The sequence below is a fragment of the Planktothrix sp. genome, from assembly GCF_046067725.1.
GTDB lineage: Bacteria > Cyanobacteriota > Cyanobacteriia > Cyanobacteriales > Microcoleaceae > Planktothrix.
The window spans coordinates 1-14,510 of record NZ_JBJUDF010000254.1; the positions used below are offsets into that span (position 1 = coordinate 1).

15 protein-coding genes and 1 pseudogene are annotated in these 14,510 nt (G+C 41.8%); 4 read left to right on the forward strand and 12 right to left on the reverse strand.

Annotation, left to right across the window (positions count from 1 at the left end):
* The first annotated feature begins 184 nt into the window (after positions 1–184).
* A pseudogene (locus ACKPEB_RS15825) lies at positions 185–1,291 on the forward strand (IS630 family transposase).
* Positions 1,292–1,330: 39 nt separating this feature from the next.
* On the opposite strand, the gene ACKPEB_RS15830 reads toward ACKPEB_RS15825, so the two are convergent.
* The gene (locus ACKPEB_RS15830) at positions 1,331–1,681 is read right to left on the reverse strand and encodes a phage holin family protein (RefSeq protein WP_408965901.1); all 351 of its coding nucleotides are present in this window, start codon (positions 1,679–1,681) and stop codon (positions 1,331–1,333) included.
* A gap of 118 nt (positions 1,682–1,799) precedes the next feature.
* Here ACKPEB_RS15830 and ACKPEB_RS15835 point away from each other — a divergent pair, with 118 nt between their 5' ends.
* The gene (locus ACKPEB_RS15835) at positions 1,800–2,294 is read left to right on the forward strand and encodes a pentapeptide repeat-containing protein (protein ID WP_408965902.1); all 495 of its coding nucleotides are present in this window, start codon (positions 1,800–1,802) and stop codon (positions 2,292–2,294) included.
* Positions 2,295–2,511: 217 nt separating this feature from the next.
* On the opposite strand, the gene metK is transcribed toward ACKPEB_RS15835, so the two are convergent.
* From metK to ACKPEB_RS15875, 8 genes are all read right to left on the reverse strand, one after another.
* Positions 2,512–3,771, reverse strand: coding sequence for a methionine adenosyltransferase (metK, locus tag ACKPEB_RS15840; RefSeq protein WP_408965903.1), 1,260 nt, complete (start codon positions 3,769–3,771; stop codon positions 2,512–2,514).
* Between the two features lie 148 nt (positions 3,772–3,919).
* Positions 3,920–4,048 (reverse strand): hypothetical protein, encoded by a 129-nt coding sequence (locus tag ACKPEB_RS15845; RefSeq protein ID WP_408965904.1) that lies wholly within the window; start codon positions 4,046–4,048, stop codon positions 3,920–3,922.
* Positions 4,049–4,101: 53 nt separating this feature from the next.
* Positions 4,102–4,839, reverse strand: a complete 738-nt coding sequence (locus ACKPEB_RS15850) for an HAD family hydrolase (protein ID WP_408965905.1) — start codon at positions 4,837–4,839, stop codon at positions 4,102–4,104.
* A gap of 181 nt (positions 4,840–5,020) precedes the next feature.
* Positions 5,021–6,067 carry a 30S ribosomal protein S1 gene (locus tag ACKPEB_RS15855; RefSeq protein ID WP_408965906.1) on the reverse strand — a complete coding sequence of 349 codons (1,047 nt, stop codon included), beginning with the start codon at positions 6,065–6,067 and terminating at the stop codon, positions 5,021–5,023.
* 546 nt (positions 6,068–6,613) lie between these two features.
* The gene (nrdR, locus tag ACKPEB_RS15860; protein ID WP_408965907.1) at positions 6,614–7,156 is read right to left on the reverse strand and encodes a transcriptional regulator NrdR; all 543 of its coding nucleotides are present in this window, start codon (positions 7,154–7,156) and stop codon (positions 6,614–6,616) included.
* A 249-nt stretch (positions 7,157–7,405) separates the two neighbouring features.
* Entirely contained in the window at positions 7,406–7,501 is a 96-nt protein-coding gene (locus ACKPEB_RS15865; protein WP_006619121.1) for a photosystem II reaction center protein T, read from the reverse strand.
* Positions 7,502–7,695: 194 nt separating this feature from the next.
* On the reverse strand, positions 7,696–9,225 hold the full coding sequence (psbB, locus tag ACKPEB_RS15870; RefSeq protein WP_408965908.1) for a photosystem II chlorophyll-binding protein CP47: 1,530 nt from the start codon (positions 9,223–9,225) through the stop codon (positions 7,696–7,698).
* A gap of 259 nt (positions 9,226–9,484) precedes the next feature.
* Positions 9,485–9,811, reverse strand: coding sequence for a hypothetical protein (locus tag ACKPEB_RS15875; protein ID WP_408965909.1), 327 nt, complete (start codon positions 9,809–9,811; stop codon positions 9,485–9,487).
* A 109-nt stretch (positions 9,812–9,920) separates the two neighbouring features.
* Here ACKPEB_RS15875 and ACKPEB_RS15880 point away from each other — a divergent pair, with 109 nt between their 5' ends.
* Together ACKPEB_RS15880 and ACKPEB_RS15885 are read left to right on the forward strand one after the other, a co-directional pair.
* Positions 9,921–10,523 (forward strand): TIGR02281 family clan AA aspartic protease, encoded by a 603-nt coding sequence (locus ACKPEB_RS15880; RefSeq protein ID WP_408965910.1) that lies wholly within the window; start codon positions 9,921–9,923, stop codon positions 10,521–10,523.
* 127 nt (positions 10,524–10,650) lie between these two features.
* A complete protein-coding gene (locus ACKPEB_RS15885) occupies positions 10,651–11,235 on the forward strand; it encodes a TIGR02281 family clan AA aspartic protease (protein ID WP_408965911.1) in 585 nt (194 codons plus the stop codon).
* A gap of 2 nt (positions 11,236–11,237) precedes the next feature.
* Here the strand turns inward: ACKPEB_RS15885 and trpD are convergent, their stop codons facing one another.
* From trpD to ACKPEB_RS15900, 3 genes are all read right to left on the reverse strand, one after another.
* Complete coding sequence (trpD, locus tag ACKPEB_RS15890; protein WP_408971297.1) at positions 11,238–12,335, reverse strand: anthranilate phosphoribosyltransferase; 1,098 nt, start codon at positions 12,333–12,335, stop codon at positions 11,238–11,240.
* A 61-nt stretch (positions 12,336–12,396) separates the two neighbouring features.
* Positions 12,397–12,960, reverse strand: a complete 564-nt coding sequence (locus tag ACKPEB_RS15895) for a L,D-transpeptidase (protein WP_408965913.1) — start codon at positions 12,958–12,960, stop codon at positions 12,397–12,399.
* A 127-nt stretch (positions 12,961–13,087) separates the two neighbouring features.
* On the reverse strand, positions 13,088–14,410 hold the full coding sequence (locus ACKPEB_RS15900; RefSeq protein ID WP_408965914.1) for an RNA-guided endonuclease InsQ/TnpB family protein: 1,323 nt from the start codon (positions 14,408–14,410) through the stop codon (positions 13,088–13,090).
* Between the last annotated feature and the right edge of the window lie 100 nt (positions 14,411–14,510).

Consider the following 14,510-nt stretch of genomic DNA (forward strand, 5'->3'; position numbering starts at 1 on the left):
CACTGAGTTACTCAAAAATTACTCAATCTATATCTAGCTTAAGAGTAAAATGAGTAACTCACCCATAACTTTTATATAGAAATGCCCAAACGAGCCCAAAATTAGCTAGATGTAGAGTGAATAAGCTGCTACGCAGCTTGATTGTATAATAGAAGATTAAGTATTTTTAGGAATATAACTCCCAATGCCAGCCAAAAATCATTTGTCTAAAGAGCAAAAAAGAAAATTACTTAAAGAAATGAATGAAAATGAAAATGCTCAAATCAGAGAAAAAATATTAATTTTATTATTAATGAATGAGGGAAAAACGTATCAAGAGATAGCGAAATTTTTAGAAATTTCCTATCCGACAGTAGCGTACTAGGCCGTTCATGGTGATCCAGATAAAATGGAGAGTTTTATAGATGGAAGAAGCCAAGGAAACTTTCGGAAGGCTACACCTGAATATGAAAAAATGTTATTAGAAGTGGTAGAAAAAGAGCCATCAGAATATGGATATGAATTGGGAAAATGGACAAGTAATAGATTGGCAACTTATTTAGAGCAAGCAACAGGAATTAAGTTGAGTGGCTCTCAAGTCAGGAGAATATTACAAATAAAAAAGTACGTTTACCTCTGGGCAAAGTACAGCTTAGAGTCCAAACAAAATCCGGTGCAGAGGAAAGCATTTAAAGAGAAAATGTTAGAGTATTTAAAGATAGCAGAAGAATCACCAGAACGTTTGCAAGTCTGGTTTTGGGATGAAGTCGGATTTAGTTTAAGAGTAATAAGGAGAAAAACCTGGGGAAAAAAGGGAAGCCGGAAAAAAGTAACAGGACAAAGGAGGAAAGGAAGAGTAAATCTAATGGGAGGGTTAAGATATACGGATAAAAAAAGAATAAATTTTGTGATTAATAAAGGAGAATCAGAGACCTTTTATCAACAAATCAAGGCTTTCCATAATTGCATTATTAAAGAATGGGTAGAGTCGGGGAAATCAGCCGAATACTTTTTAGAAATGGGGCCTAAATTAGTAATAATTTTAGACAATGCCAGTTTTCATAAAAAGAAAGAGATTTTAGAAAAAATAGAAGCAGAAATGCCCAATATTAGGTTATAGTTTTTACCCCCTTACAGCCCTGACTTTAATTTAATTGAACTGGTTTGGCATTCAGCGAAAGAATATATAGCTCATCGACTATTTGAATCAGTTGAGCAGTTAGAAGAGTTGTTACATAAATTATTAAATGAAGGAGAGCTAATCATTAATTGGTCGCGTAAAATTAAAAATAAGGGCAATGCCGTTTATTAAATCAAGCTGCGTAGCAGCTTATAATCTAATTTAATCTAATCAAGGGTTAGATTGTTCTAAAATCTGATTGAATAAACTAGAAACTAAAGAAAGAACAATTGAACCAAATAATGCAGCCCAGAAGCTAGAAATTGAAAATCCGGGGGTAAAATAAGCAACTAAGGAAATAGAAATAGCATTGACAACCAATAAAAATAAACCTAACGTTAAAATGGTTAAAGGCAGGGTAAAAATGGTAATAATGGGTTTAATAATAGCATTTACTAAAGCCATTACAACCACTCCAACGGCGGCGGCTTGCCAACTGCTAATGGTAAAACCAGGAACAATATAAGCTGTTATTCCCAGTGAAATTGCAGAGAGTACCCAAGTTAGGAAAAAATTAAGCATGGTTATTTTCGAGGAACCTCCTTCTGGATACCTAATTTTACAAGATAATACCCTAATTGGGGATGGGGGGAGCTAACATAAGGATAAATCTGTTCATCGAAGTGGAGTCGCCAGATCAATGATTAAACTTGGGAGATCTATTATTTTAACAGTTTTTCTAGTCCTGTTGGCTTTTCCTGTTCCCTCCTGGGCTACCAAAAATCCAGCCCATCTCTTTTTTAGCCATAGTTTACTCCAGGGGCGGGATTTTTCTAATCAGTCTTTACCTGCGGCTGAATTTGCAAATTCTAATATGGAGTTAGCTAACTTCGATCATTGTGATTTAGAAGGAGCGATTTTTAGTAAAGGGATTTTAACAAAAGCCAGCTTAAAACAAGCCAATTTAACCTATGCAATGTTAGATCAAGCTGATTTTACTGAAGCTGATTTAAATGATGCAGTGTTAGTTGAAGCTTTATTTTTAGGGTCTACTTTTCATCATACGAAAATTGAAGGGGCTGATTTTACTGATGCTTTATTAGATCGAGAACAAATTCGACAATTGTGTCAGATTGCTAGTGGGATCAATTCCACAACGGGTATTTCTACTCGTGAGTCTTTGGGATGCAGATAAACGTTTAATACTCTAGGGAAAAACTTTTGAGTTATTAATATAACGTAAAAAACCCTCCAATTTAAACTGAAGGGCTAAAGACATAGCAGAGTCAAGACTTTCAATGCAGTTTACAATCTGTCAAGATTGATGTGACTTGAAGTGGGTTCTATTGTCTAGTACACTGAAGAATCACTGTGTTCAGGATAAACTTCCGACAAACAAAATTTCGTCAGAACTAAGCGATCGCAGTAGCAGTCTGCAATAAGGATTCTTTGAGTCGTTGTGCTTTATCGGTTTTCTCCCAAGGTAAATCTAAGTCTGTGCGACCAAAATGCCCATAAGCAGCTACATCTTGGAAGAAACGGCCACCCCGTTCTGCGGGTAATTTTTGTAAATTAAAGGCTTGAATCATTCCAGCAGGGCGCAATTCAAAATGGGTTTTGACGGCTTCCAAAAGCTGGTTTTCATCTACCTTAGCGGTTCCAAACGTTTCAATCAAGATGCTGACGGGTCGAGCCACCCCAATCGCATAACTTAATTGCACTTCGCACTTATCCGCTAACCCAGCTGCGACAATATTTTTCGCCACATAACGACAAGCATAAGCAGCGCTGCGGTCTACTTTTGTGGGATCTTTACCGGAAAAAGCGCCGCCTCCATGACGAGAATAGCCACCATAGGTATCCACAATAATTTTACGACCTGTTAAGCCAGAATCTCCTTGAGGGCCACCAATCACAAATTTACCGGTTGGGTTGACTAAAAAGCGAGTTTGGTCATCCGGCTTGATCGAAATATCAGCAAACACAGGTTGGACAACGGTTAACCACAAATCTTCTTTAATTTTGTTTTGTACCTCCGCCTCATCCGTAATATCCCCAATGGTGGCAGTATGTTGGGTGGAGATTAAAATCGTATCAATGCCAACGGGACGATCATCTTCATACAGAACAGTGACTTGGGTTTTGCCATCGGGACGTAAATAAGGCAGTTTCCCATTTTTCCGCACGGATGCCAATTGTCGAGAAATCCGATGGGCTAAACTAATGGGCAAGGGCATTAGTTCTGGGGTTTCATTACAAGCGAAACCAAACATGATGCCTTGATCTCCGGCCCCAATTGCATCCAGTTGTTCATCACTTAACGATTCTCTCGCTTCTTGGGCTTGGTTCACCCCTTGAGCAATATCAGGAGATTGTTTATCTAAGGCAATTAAAACCGAGCAGCTATCGGCTGAAAAACCGTTGTTAGCATCAACATAACCGATCTCCGCAATTTTTTTTCGGGCTACATCAATATAGTTAACTTGAGCATTCGTGGTAATTTCACCCGTAATTAACACCAAACCTGTATTAACAACGACTTCAGCAGCAACACGACTTTTGGCATCTTGGGTTAATAAGGCATCTAAAATCGTATCGGAGATTTGATCGCAGATTTTATCGGGATGGCCTTCTGTAACGGATTCAGAGGTGAACAGGTAACGGCGAGACAATAATCATTCCTCCTAGTATTTAGTGGGATGGCGGTGTAAGCGTCTGTACAAACCTAGCATACTAGGTCTCTACCTTAGAATTACACTACTACAGCTTGGACAACAATTAGAATCACAAATAATGATTGATTTCACAGATTCACGGGTTTTAACCGTGCTTTTCTAAACCTTGAATTTCAGGATTGGGAGAACCCAGAAGGGGAATACAGATCGCAACTTCTATTGCCATCCCATCAAGAAGTACCTGGCAGCATTTGCACATTGTAGAATCGGACAAATTAAAATCAACAAAGTTGCAACGCTCTGAACAATGTAGGGATCGATATCCCATTAAACCAGAACTTTAATTTCATCCAATTGCGAAATGATGACATCAGCCCCTTTGAGTGGGTTAGGGCGTGATGTATTCCAACAAATACCGACACAACCCGCAGACTGCGATGCCAACGCCATATCAATATCTCCCTGAGCATCCCCTACCATTAAAGTTGCAGAAGGATTAACTTTCAAGGCTTTACAGGCGTTGAGAAACAAAATCGGATTAGGTTTAGAGGGGCCTTCATCCACCCCTTGATAAAAATGGATATAGGGTTGAAGCTGATGATATTTAACAAAGCGTTCGACATCTGAGGTTGGAGCTGCAGAAAGAATACCCACTTTCACTCCGGTATCACAGAGAAATTTTAGGGTTTCCAAACACCCGATAAACAGAGGAGAAGGTGGTCGAGACTTCAAATAGTGATCCGCATCCTCAAAGGCACGACGGGCAATATTTAAAGACTCTAACCACCCTCGCCCAGTTTCAGCAATATAGGCAGCAGCAGCAATTTCATTTTCTCGTCGGCTTCCCACAGCCATCAATCCGGTTGGGTCAAGGGTATCTCCCTGAACCCCAAAAGCCATCAATAAAGGTTCCCCAATCCCAGGAATTTGAGCATCAATTAAACGTGCTCGCTTTTGGGCTAAATTTCTTAAGAAATCCGTAGAATTCTCTAGGGTTCCATCTTTATCAAAGATAACGGCTTCGATATTGGCAAAAGTAACAGTCTGAACTTGAAGAGTGACCAACCTGAAACACTCCAATGGGAACAGAAAATAGGGAACTGGGAACAGCTTAACTGGGAACAGGGAACAGGAAAAAATCTATTCCCTCTTCTGGTGTTGAAGACATCAGGAACAGGAAACCTGGAATTGGCAAAAGATTAATTTTTACTTTCCTTGCTCCTCTTCCTGGGTTGTGATTGGGAACCTATACTCCTTCTGCAACAGCCTCAACATCTTCTTCGATGGCTTCAGGAATATCATCATCAATCGCAGATGGGATTTCATCATCAATGGCGGATGGAATATCAGCATCATCGATATCGGTCGGAACTTCAACCGCGACGGTTCCCTGTTGAGCCGCTAAAAGTTTTTCTCGGAATTTGGCTGCCATTTCTTCAGCTTTGTCATAAACTAGCTGAGGATTTTTAACCATTGCTCCGGGTTCGGGTTCGAGTTGTTTGGTGGACAAGGAAATCCGACCTCGATCCGCATCCAAATCAATGATCATGACTTTGACTTCATCATTGACATTAAAAACGCTATGGGGGGTGTCAATGTGATCGTGAGAAATTTCTGAGATGTGGAGCAGACCACTCACGCCACCAATGTCAATAAAAGCCCCGTAAGGTTTAATGCCTCTAACGGTTCCAGTTACCACTTCACCCACTTCTAAGCGGTTCATCTTCCGCTCAACTAAAGCCCGACGATGGCTTAGGACGAGGCGATTACGATCTTCATCAACCTCTAGAAATTTTAAGGGTAATTCTTCAGCAACGAGTTCTTCTTTGGGTTTGCGTGTACTAATGTGGGAACCGGGAATAAAGCCCCGCAATCCTTCAATGCGAACTAAAGCGCCGCCTCGATTTGTGGCAAAGACTTGAGAACGGACGGTAGCATCTTCCGCTTGCAGTTGGCGGACTCGCTCCCATGCCCGCATATACTCAATGCGACGAATGGAAAGGGTTAATTGTCCATCTTCGTTTTCATCGGTGAGGATGAAAAACTCACGGGTTTCATTGGACTGTAACACTTCATCAGGACTTTCCACCCGATTAATTGACATTTCTTGTAGTGGAATGTATGCTGCGGTCTTAGCACCAATATCAATCAGAGCACCCCTTGGCTCTAGACTAAAAACTGTCCCCGCCACTACGTCACCGGGACTAAAGTGATAGTCGTATTTATCGAGTAAGGCGGCAAAATCTTCGTGGGTAAAGCCCACATCTTTTGGTTTTGTTTTCTGATTGATCATGCGAGTTGTGTCCTAAAGTTGCTCCTATTAAATGGTTGTTTTTGCAGTTAAGAGAGGTTTTTGATTCTGGCTGATAAGCCAATTTCTAGGCGATCAAAACTGCTGACTTGACATCTGAAGCCCCTGCAAGAGCTGCTGACAACAGATCAATCGAGGATTACCACGTCAAGTCTAGTAGCTCCTTTGACATCCTCCACTGCCGAAAGGCGAGTGGATTCTTCGCCACGCCACAAGGGTCGCTGAATGGGGTTGACGCTTCATCGATCAAGGCCTAAGTGTTTAGGTCTTACGCAATCTCCACGTCCGTTTTGAGTCTCCGAATGCCCTCCGGCGACTTAAGTTTAACCTCGTTCACTCAGTTAAACTTTTTTGTTTAATTTGGTAAATGGAGTTAACTTAAATAGTATAACTGTTCAGAGCATATCTATTATGCCATAACTGATCGATTTTGGGTCATCGCTTACCCAAAGTTTTCTCAAGTTTAGGTTGGGGTTGAAAATTAATTCAGATCAATTGGAAATTATAGCTCTCATTGCAAAAACCAACTCAGGAGGCAGAGCATAAAGAAGGGGGGGTTTCGATGGAGGAGGCTACATCTTCTGGAGTGGAAGCTTGTTGAACCCGATTTTGAGGTTCGTGATCACTCTGAAAGTGGTTTAACGCTTCTGCAAAATCTCGAATTCCTTGAAATTGTCGATAAACCGAAGCAAACCGCACATAGGCAACTTCACTTAAGGATTTGAGTCGTTGCAAGACCAACTCTCCAATTTCCTGAGTCGGAATTTCCCGTTGGGAACGTTGTTGTAGTTCGGCTTCAATTTCATCAATAATCAATTCTAAATCGGAAGCGGAAAGTCCTGTTTTTTCACAAGCTCGCACCATTCCCCGAAGTAATTTAGACCGATCAAAGGATTCTCGTTTCCCATCCCGCTTCAAAACAGTAATAGGAACAAATTCAATCCGTTCATAGGTCGTAAACCGATGCTGACACTGGAGACATTCTCGACGACGGCGAATACTTTTACCCGATTCAGCCGAACGAGACTCCAGAACGCGACTATTGGTATACTGACAAACGGGACACTGCATAATTAACGTCCTTTGAGAATAGATTTCACTGAACAGAAGATGTCTGATCAGTGAGTACAAAGCACGGTGTGTAACTTTTGAGTATTCCAATACTAAGTGATGAGAACTTAGGGTTGAAGTTGAACGGATGAATTCCTTGATCCTGAAAAAATCAAAGTATCTTTGGGTTGATTCAAGTCCGAAATCTTTAATCAACCCCAAGCCTCCATTACTTAGTATTAGAATGGAAAAAAATTCTCTGATTGCCAGTTACTTACCAATACGAGGGGGTTCGCGGAAGGCAATTGCAAAAAAGAGAACTCCTAAAGCCAATGTCAAAACTAAGATGTAAGCAACACTTTCCATGTTAATGTTTCCTAAACTTATTGTTTTCTAACAGTCTACCATTGAGCGAGTAAACTACTGGGGTGAAAGTTCCGGTTGATCTCGATTATTCAGCAAGAACCCTATAAAGAAAGAGTTGGAAACTTGATCAACAAAGTTCCAACTCTGCAAAAATTAGGGTCTACAATCAAGAACCCAAAAGTTCAGGGTCTATCCTAGACCGTTTTCTTAACACGAGTAGTTTTGTCACCCAGTTTCTGGAACAAGCCCCACTCCACTTGTTCTTCAAGGTCAGCTTCCACCCCAGCGAACACATCGCGGAAGATTGTCCGAGAACCATGCCAAATATGGCCAAAGAAGAACAATAAAGCAAAGCAAGCGTGAGCGTAGGTGAACCAGCCCCGGGTGCTGGTACGGAACACCCCGTCAGATCCCAAGGTTTCACGATCAAACTCGAAGGGTTCCCCTTGTTGGGCTAAACGGGCATATTTCTTAACGGTTGGAGCATCGCTATAGGTTTTGCCATCTAACTCTCCACCGTAGAAACTAACCGTCACCCCAGCTTGTTCAAAGCTGTAGCGAGACTCAGCCCGACGGAAGGGAATATCAGCGCGAACCACACCGTCTTTATCCGTGAGGATAACGGGGAAGGTTTCAAAGAAGTTAGGAAGACGACGGACAAATAATTCCCGTCCTTCAGCATCTTTGAACACAGGATGGCCTAACCAAGCTTTAGCAATCCCATCTCCATTGTTCATGGGGCCAACCCGGAATAAACCGCCTTTAGCAGGGCTGTTGCCTACATAGTCATAGAAGGCGAGTTTTTCAGGAATTTTTTCCCAAGCTTCAGCATAGCTATCGCCACGGGCAACACTGGCTTGTACCCGGCGTTGAATTTCCTGCTGGAAATAACCACTATCCCATTGATAGCGAGTCGGGCCAAACAGTTCGATGGGGGTGGCTGCAGAACCATACCACATGGTTCCAGCCACAACAAAAGCTGAGAAAAACACGGCGGCAATACTGCTGGATAATACCGTTTCAATATTCCCCATCCGTAGGGCTTTGTATAACCGTTGGGGCGGACGGACAGACAGGTGGAATAGACCCGCAATAATGCCAACAACACCTGCGGCAATATGGTGAGCAACAATTCCTCCCGCATTGAACGGGTTAAATCCTTCTGGCCCCCAAGCGGGTGCAACGGGTTGCACACTCCCTGTGATGCCATAGGGATCGGATACCCACATTCCAGGGCCAAATAAGCCGGTTAAATGGAAGGCTCCAAAACCAAAGCAGAGTAGACCCGATAAGAACAGGTGAATGCCAAACATTTTCGGCAAATCTAAGGCAGGTTCACCTGTGCGCGGATCGGTAAACAGTTCCAGATCCCAAAAAACCCAGTGCCAAACGGCTGCCAGGAAGAGTAAACCAGACAGAATGATATGAGTGGCAGCCACCCCTTCAAAAGACCAAATACCAGGGTTGGTAACGGCTTCTCCGGTGAGACTCCAACCGCCCCAGGATTGAGTTACCCCTAAGCGGGCCATGAAGGGCATGACGAACATCCCTTGACGCCACATCGGGTTGAGGACGGGATCAGAAGGATCATAAATTGCGAGTTCATAAAGGGCCATAGATCCAGCCCAACCTGCCACCAAAGCGGTGTGCATCAGGTGTACAGAGATCAATCGTCCTGGGTCATTCAGAACAACTGTATGTACACGATACCAGGGTAGTCCCATTGACTACGCTCCTCCTAGTTGATAATGGTCTACTTTTTTATAACTTTGCTATGAATAAGCCCGAATCGATCATCCCTGAATTGACAAGTGATCAATTTTGGTTAGACCTTTAACGGGATCTCCACGGACATGAAGCTTATCTTAAAGAAGTGTATCGATTGTTAGAACCAAATGCAATAGTTTTGATCCTCTCACCATTACACCCGCAGGGTTGATGGGAGATTCTTGGGCTGATCACTGCCTCCACCAACAATTTAGATTACAAATTCTTGTTCATTTGGCATTCTGTCGCCGCAGTTCCCAAGCGTTCTAGGACTTGCTCGGCGGTTATTAAGCGGGTCAGAACAACTTGACCAATGTTGTTCGAGGGGTGGTTTAGTTGGGTGAGATCAGGTTTGACCTCGACCATCAAAACAGCATCTTCAACTCGATACAGCCACATCTTTTCTTGTTGACTCTGATCCCAAATACAGAGGTTCATTTGCTGAATTTCGGGTGGACGGCGGCGCAAAGCTTCATCCCACAAACCTCCGACTCCCCAAACTCGCCCTATTGTCCATCCATCGGTTAAAAAAAAGTATTTCACGACTGCCTTCAAGGAACTGACTTTAGAGTTGTTGTTTTACAATAGCGCGAAAGCATAGACTGTTTTCAATTCAGGTATAAAATATACGATAGAGCATTATTTAAAAGTTATGACAAAACACTTTAAAAATCAGGGTTTACCTGGGTTTCTCTCTCTGTTTTCGATTTTATTATCAACAACAGGGTTAATCTTGAACTCTGCTTCTCCTCTTGTTGCTCAAGAACATCCAGGTTGTTTCCTGAGAACAAAAACTGGGCAAATTATTTCTTTAGATCCGGTTTGCGTTTTTCCAGAAACTAATGAAAACACGGCTATTTCTCCTTTAACAACACCCGGAGTTTATCAAGCTAAAATTATTAGAAGAGAAGGAGGAATTCCAGTAATTCAAGCAATATTTAATGACCGACAACCCTTTGAAATGATGGTTGATACCGGAGCCAGTGGAACTGTCATTACTCCGATGATGGCAAAACTTTTAGGGGTGATTCCAGCCGGACGGGGAAAAGCGGATACACCCAGTCAAAAAGGTGTTGAATTTGATTTGGGTTCTATTCAAGCTCTTAATGTAGGAGGAGCCATTAAAAATAATCTGATCGTTGCGATCGCTCCCCTGTTAGATGTAGGTTTACTCGGTCAAGATTTCTTTGGAGAATATGATGTTACCATTAAAGAAGATGTAGTTGAATTTCGTTCGCGTAGCGTCACGAAGTGAATCAAGACAATCAAAAATAGATAACTGCTTCATGAATTCAGGTTCTGAGATGTTGCTCAGACAGATACCAGACCGAATGAAGAGATTGAACGCTCTAATCCTTAAACTCAAATAACAGGGTGAGATTATGAGCCAAGTTATTTTAAGGCATTTTGATTCCCTAAGACTCGGTTTAACTCTGCTTTTAGGTGGAGTTTTACTCAGTGAAATTCCGGTTAATGCTCAAGAATATCCTGGGTGTTTTATTCGGGAACGATCAGGAAATGTTGAGAATTTAACGCAGTCGGTTTGTGGTTTATTTCCTACCACCACAACGCCCCTATCTGCTAACCCGACAACACCCGGTGTTTTTCAAATTCCAATTAAACGAAGGGAGGGAGGAGTTCCCGTAATAGATGTTAATTTTAATGGTCAAAATACCTTTGAAATGTTATTAGATACGGGAGCGAGTGGAGTTGTGATTACACCTGCAATGGCAAATGCTCTCAAGGTTCAAACCTATAGAAGTTTACCCATTAATACCGTCAGTGATCGATTGGTCAATCAAGAGTTTGGCCGGGTAGATTCTATTAATGTAGGAGGATTACAAATGAGCAATGTCGAAGTGTCTATTTCTCCGGTATTAGAAATAGGACTATTAGGACAAGGCTTTTTTGGAAGTTACGATATCACGATTAAACAGGATGTGATTGAATTCCGCGCCCGTAGCTAATCTTAATCTTTGAGAAATTGTACCAGTTGTTCCAATTTTGACCAAGCTGCACCACTTTGTAAAATCTCTTGAGCCAGAGAGATTCCTTTTTCATGTGAACCCATCGGTACAGCACCCCCCACTTGTAAAGCTAAAGACGCATTCAACGCGACAACATCTTGTTGTGCTTGTGTGCCTTTTCCTTGTAATAAATTTCGCAGAATCTCAACATTTTCTTCCACATCTCCCCCTTTTAAGGCACTAATAGGGGCAAAGGTTAACCCAACCTCCTGCGGGTTCAGAGTCGTTTGCTCAATCTTACCTTGATCTAAAATTGCCAAGTCAGTAATATCCCCTAAGCCCGCTTCATCCAGCCTTTCCCGCCCATGTAACACAATAGCAACTTCTGTCCCTAATTCCTTTAAAGCTTGAGCAAGGATAGGAAGCAATTTCGGATCAAAAACCCCCATAACCTGTCCGGTGGGATGGAGCGGATTGACCAATGGCCCTAATAAATTAAACACGGTTCGGACTTTTAAGGTTTGGCGCAGGGGAACAACGGCTTTCATGGCGGGATGCCAACCCGGAGCAAATAAAAACGTAATTCCGACGGCTGATAACGCTTGGGCGACTTTTTCTCCAGGTGCTTTTAAGTTAATCCCCAAGGCTTCTAAAACATCGGCAGACCCGACTTTACTCGATGCAGACCGATTTCCATGTTTAGCTACGGGAACCCCGGCTGCTGCTGCAACAAAGGCAACAGTAGTGGAAATATTAAAGGTGGAAGCTCCATCCCCGCCAGTTCCACAGGTATCAATCAAGCGATAAGGGGAAATCACATCAGAATTCCCTGAAACCGGAGATTCTGAAACACAACAGGACTGTAACACCGATGCCATTCCGGCTAATTCTTCTGCGGAGACTCCTTTTGCTTGAATGGCGGCTAGAATTGCGCCTGAAAGCACGGGAGGAACGGTTTCTTGCAACCATCCCTGCATCAGTTGTGATGCTTGGGTGATTGAAAGAGATTGGCGGTCTAATAATTGTTGTAATAACTCCGGCCAAAGATTGGGATTAATTTCAGGTGCAGCAGGATATGTCATGAAGTGTGCAGTGTCCATTAACCAGTGTTTAGTTTACCGTATTTTTTTCAATCAAATCCTAAAATCGTCAAACCTGTGATTAAGGTTCGACAATGACCGGGGTTCCGATTTTTACCTTGTCAAATAATACTAGAACATCTTGATTAAACATCCGAATACAGCCGTGAGAGGCTGCCTGTCCAACGGTTTCGGTATTAGGAGTTCCATGAAATCCAATATAGTTTGTTCCATCTGTCCAAAATCCAATCCAGCGCGAACCTAAAGGATTATCGGGGCCAGGGGGAATAATTTCTCCGGTCAGAGGATGCTCCCAAGTCGGATTAGAAATCATTTGAATCACTTGATATTGACCAACGGGTGTTTCCCAACCTTCTCGACCAACGGCGATGGGATAACTGGTTTGTAACTGTTGATTTCGATACACATAAACTCGACGTTCATTTAATTTAATCACCAATTGCAAATGAACTTCAATGGAATTGGAATCAGAACTTGGCTGTTTAGATGGGGGGAATAAGGTAGAAGTTGCAAATTTAGGGGTTCTGGGGGTTAAAAATTTAGCCGGGGATGGAGCTAAAGGGATGGGGTTTTGAGGATGAACGGATACCGCCAGTACCGGCTTTGGAGCTTGCTCTAAAAGCACGGTTGTCCCCAGGATCACTGCTATGAAATGTTTCAGAAAACCTTTTCTTCTAACCATTGTACTGTTTACGTTCAGCCAAGAATTGACACTATCAGGTCTGAAGACACGCTCGATTCTGCGGACAGAATTAGTTTAATCTAATTCTCGCTACGACTGCCAAAGATCGTCTACTGAGTTGATTAAGCGACAAACCTAATCTTCCCGATACTTTTCTCAGAATATTTGCTGCACCATTTAAGTCAGCATTAACAAAAAAACCATCAGCAGTCCGATAAAGACCCCGCTTAATTCGGTTTCCAGATGCTTTCCACCCCATCGGTTTTTCACCGTATTGAGGTAGGGAGTCTCCATCTAAAAAACTAGCTTTTGAAGTATAGGCTTCCTCGGTTTCAACAAACTTAATCCCGTGTAAATTACAAAGTTGTTTGACACGGGATTTTAATTGACTCAAAGGCATTTGAACAAATTTTTGATTATTCAAATTCCCTAAATTTGTATCAACTTTAAACCCTTCATTCCAACCCATCACCAAAGTTCCAATACCATATTTCAGGCAATGGTTGATAATGTGTTTAGCTGCTTTGTTGATTCCGTCGCGCATTTGGTGATTGCGTTTACGGGTTACACGGTCTAACCAATTATCCCAATATCCTTGGGGTTTACCTTCTTGACGGGTTGATACCTTTTTATTCCAAAGTTGATTTGCGGCTTTCATCGCTCTGGCATCAATCAAAAAAGAATTTCCTAAAGTATCAACACAAGCCGCTAAATTATCAGCAGTTCCTAAATCAATAGATAATGCTTGATTAATATCTAATTCATGGTTTTGTTTCTCTAACTCGTAGGATGCTTCCAAATAAAAAGCACCATTCTTAGGAAGAATAGTAAACTCTTTAACCTTAGAGTAATCAAGATTAGATGGCATGGGTAAGAAGAATTCTGATACCCCAAACCATCTTCTAATTGTTAATCCTAGAGAAAATCTAAGTTGACCATTGATTAATGTCGGTCTTTGTCCCCCAGAATTAGGATAGGCAACTTTAAACAGTTTAGAACCTTTAAGATAGCCAGGTGGTTTAGGTCTAAAATGCAGTTGATCTTTTTTATGTAAATCTCTTAAATTCTTGAAAGATTTGAATGCTTCTGTTACCGACATCAAGGTTTGTTGCATCGGTGTTGACGGCATTGATTGTGCTAACAAAGACTTAGATATTGATGGCTCAAAAGCTAAATCAAATTTTCCTGTTAGTAACTTTCCTGTTTGAAATAATGTTTGACGGGCAAAATAAATTCCTGTGTTGTACAATTTACCGGATTGTTGACAGAGATACTCCAGTAAAGCAAGGGTTTCTGGATCTGGAGACAACAATATTTGTTGTACTCCCATTGTTTTAATTGCTTTAGCCATTGACTCGACTATCACGACTTTTTTGTTTCTTGATGTTAACATAAATTACTAGAATATTCACGGGGAATAAATTCCCCTGAGTCGTGTTTCCTCTGTTGTCTGAAGACACGCTCGTTTCCACACTCCCATCCTGTTTTTATGA